The following is a 3,301-nucleotide window of genomic DNA, read 5'->3' on the forward strand; positions in this document are numbered from 1 at the left end:
TTAGAAACTTAATTCTGTGGGCTTTTTGATTTAGTCTAGGTGCCAGCCCCAGCGGGGCGGTGATCGGGTCGAGATCAGCGGTTTTTGCTGATCCGAGAGCCGAGCAGGCAGCAGGGGGAGGAGGGTGTTCTGTGATGCCATTTTGATATCTCTTCTTGATTTTCGCGTACGCGAAAACCTTCAAAGTATGGTGGTCATCATCCTAAATGTAATCATGATTACCCCATGTGCTACCACCAGTAATAACAATGTATATATCCATTGACTCCAAGATGTTTCTTTTTTAGCTCTGATATAGGCTGTTGTAGCGAACACTACGGGGGGTCCAAAAAAAATAGATATGATTCCTATTTTTCTAAATAGGGACATTGAACAATGTTCAATGTCATTACATTGGCCTACTTTAGGCATGCATAGCCTAGGGTATAGCTCACAGAAATGAGCATCTACGCGACTCCATAAATATAAACTGACAACCCCTAAAATAAAAAACCCACTTGCCCATAACAGTTTTTTTATCATTGCATTTCCCAGAAAAGTATCTTTTTTGAATTTCGCAAATCAGACCAACCAAACCCTGTCCCAGCGAAGAAGGATTGCATACCAATACGACGACCTACAGTTGCAAATCCATCAAAAACGCCTGAAATCGTCAAACGGCTGCCATTCCATAAGTCGATATGCCCTCCACTTGCTTGACCTGAACTATCACTATCTCGGCTCCAATAACCGTCGAAGGCGATGATTCCTGTTCGTCCTTTGACTTTTGTTTTCCAGTCTTGCCCTGTGATGTCTTCAGGTGCTTTAGGAAGACCGCAAAATGGTTGTAGTCTTAGCCAAGAGGCCATTTCACTTGCGCGGGTGGCTGTGGGTTTCCCATCAAGTAGGATGCGCCCAATACTTTCTTTTCCGGCTTCTGGTTTGACTATTTTTTGTGAGAATGACTTCATTTCTACGCCAACTTTATGCAAAGTTGCACTCATTCGGATAGCACATTGATTTGAATGTGTCTTGCTTGGGTCGTCGTAAGGAGAACCTGTAACGTAGTTGTCCCATAGGCTCTTGAATGTGACTGCTTGAACGTCGATTGAGCAGATAGAACCCTTTGTGAGGTTGGTTTTTACTTTGGCTTGTTGGACGAGTTTCTGACTCATTTATCACCCATCTTTTCAAGTGCTTCATCGCCCCAGAGGATTGAGTATTCGCTTTCGTCCTTGGTGTCGATGCGGGGGAGCTTCCCATCTGCGCCAATGCGTCCGGAGATAATTTGGCCGTCTTTAGTTTCGATGAAGTAGGGGACGCCTTCTATAAGGCCAGAAACTAGCTTGGTTTGTTCGTCATAGGGTGCAAGTGCTTTGGCGGCGACCGTTGCCGCCGTGGCCGCTATCGCGGCTTTTTCCCCCTCTACAACGGCACTAGGGGACACTTGTACTTCCACTTTAACGTCTTTTAGGCTGGAAATTAAAGCGGCCCCGCAAGATGTGAGCATTCCTTCAAGAGCGACATTTTTCCCCATAAAGGTAAAGGTTTCTGCACCGGCCACAATCACAAACACCCCTTTGCATAGAGGACAAGTCACCTTATGACCTATCCCTGAGGCTTTCTTTCCATACACGTTAAGCGTTGCAAATGATTCAATAACGACGCCACCGTGAGTGGTTTTATCACCTTCACGAATAATGTGTTTCAGAGCCATAAAGTATTCCTTGTCGGTTTTAAATGAGGGGGGCTTGTGCTTGGGATGGTTCTACTTTGTCTTTTGTTTCCGGCAGAGGAGGCATATTAAATAGCTCCCTGTCATCGTTACGGGTTAGCCATTCATCCAAGCGTCTACCTAGGGCGTGCTTCCATTTTTCCCCCTCTTCTCCTTCTTGGGCCATAAGATGAAGTACCAGTGAACCCGCAAGAATTTTTCTACGGGTTTCTTTGGCGCGTTCTATTTTTGCGAGTGCGGCCCGTTTCTGTGCCTCTTGTTTGTTTTTCAGTGCTTTAGCCTGTTTCAGTCTTAGCTCTAATTCTTCAATTCGCTTGTCGATGCCTGACATGTTCTATCCTCTGCATTATTCTCGTTCGTTATTGTAGCTAATATTTAGCGTACTTAGCGCACTAGAAATGGTTAAATTGTTGCTACAATGACGCCATCGCAACAAACCCAAAGCGAAAGCAAGGGCGCACTTATGCAAACTACGTTTGCGCGCGGTCACTTCGTGACAAATCAACCTCAAAAGGCCAGCCCGTGGCGAATTATCACCTCTCCGTCAAGACGGTAAGCCGATCAGCAGGCCGAACCGCGACCGCTGCATCAGCCTATCGTGCCGGTGTGGCAATCACCGACGAGCGAACCGGCGAAGTTCACGACTACACCCGTAAAGGTGGCGTCGAATCTGCTGTACTCATTCTGCCCGCCAATGCGCCAGAATGGGCTGCAGATCGTGCCGCACTCTGGAATGCAGCCGAGCAATCCGAAACGCGTAAAAATTCCACGGTGGCCCGTGAATTTGAGATAGCGCTACCGGCGGAACTCTCCGCCGAAGAACGTCAGCGGCTCGCCCACGATTTCGCCCGCGAACTGGTGGAGCGTCACGGCCTCGTGGCTGATGTAGCGATCCATGCCGCAGGCAAAGAAGGGGACAACCGCAACCATCACGCCCACATCCTTTGCACTACCCGCCGCCTCACACCGGAAGGCTTTACCGAAAAGACCCGCGAGCTGGACGACCGCAAAACCGGCGCAGTGGATTATTGGCGTGGGCGGTTCGCGGAATTACAAAACAAGCGTCTACAGGAAAACGGATTCACTGAACGCGTAGACCATCGAAGTCTCATCGAGCAGGGCATCATCGACCGCGCCCCAACCCGACACCTAGGCCCATCGGCTAGCGGCTACGAACGCCGTACCGGCCAGCCTAGTGATAACCGGCTCAGACACGAACGAGAGGCGAACGAACGACTGAGCGGGGCCAAAGCATTGGGCGAGCTGGAACGGCAAGGCAGTCAGCTTGACCGTTCCATTCTTGACCTATCCAACGATCTAGCCAGCGCCAAGGCCGAGCGAGAGCGGGGCATACAGCCGCCGGTGATAGCACCTGACCTTTACGCCGAGATTCGGGCCGGTATGCAGTCGGTACAGAGCCTATTTGAGAGTCAAAAGATCATCGAGCAGGGCAAGGCGGACGTGGCCGCAGAGTTTGCACGGTGGAAGGCCGAAGATGCGGCCAAGGCTCAGACCATCGAGGCCGAGCGGCAGCGCCAAGCCAGCGAGCTGGCAAAACAACGGCAAGAGATCGAGGCCAAGGCGGAG

Annotated in this window: 4 protein-coding genes; 1 reads left to right on the plus strand and 3 read right to left on the minus strand. The window is 50.2% G+C overall.

What is annotated here, in order from left to right; all coding sequences use genetic code 11:
- Positions 1-518 precede the first annotated feature (518 nt).
- The 3 genes from R6242_RS21675 to R6242_RS21685 are packed head-to-tail and all read right to left on the minus strand — an operon-like array spanning position 519 to position 2,045.
- Positions 519-1,154, minus strand: coding sequence for a type VI secretion system amidase effector protein Tae4 (locus R6242_RS21675; protein WP_318430886.1), 636 nt, complete (start codon positions 1,152-1,154; stop codon positions 519-521).
- Positions 1,151-1,696, minus strand: coding sequence for a PAAR domain-containing protein (locus R6242_RS21680; protein WP_318430887.1), 546 nt, complete (start codon positions 1,694-1,696; stop codon positions 1,151-1,153). The genes R6242_RS21675 and R6242_RS21680 overlap by 4 nt, the downstream gene beginning before the upstream one ends.
- Before the next feature lie 19 nt (positions 1,697-1,715).
- The gene (locus R6242_RS21685; RefSeq protein ID WP_318430889.1) at positions 1,716-2,045 is read right to left on the minus strand and encodes a mobilization protein; all 330 of its coding nucleotides are present in this window, start codon (positions 2,043-2,045) and stop codon (positions 1,716-1,718) included.
- 191 nt (positions 2,046-2,236) lie between these two features.
- On the opposite strand from R6242_RS21685, the gene mobQ reads away from it, so the two are divergent.
- The coding region (gene mobQ, locus R6242_RS21690; RefSeq protein ID WP_318430891.1) for a MobQ family relaxase at positions 2,237-3,301 on the plus strand (1,065 nt) is incomplete at its 3' end.

It is taken from the genome of Iodobacter sp. CM08, from assembly GCF_033446605.1.
Taxonomy (GTDB): Bacteria; Pseudomonadota; Gammaproteobacteria; order Burkholderiales; family Chitinibacteraceae; genus Iodobacter.

Bases quoted from the DNA above. Each gene is read 5' to 3' on its own strand.
- R6242_RS21675 (WP_318430886.1), bottom strand. From the start codon at position 1,154: ATGAGTCAGAAACTCGTCCAACAAGCCAAAGTAAAAACCAACCTCACA.
- R6242_RS21685 (WP_318430889.1), bottom strand. From the start codon at position 2,045: ATGTCAGGCATCGACAAGCGAATTGAAGAATTAGAGCTAAGACTGAAA.
- R6242_RS21680 (WP_318430887.1), bottom strand. From the start codon at position 1,696: ATGGCTCTGAAACACATTATTCGTGAAGGTGATAAAACCACTCACGGT.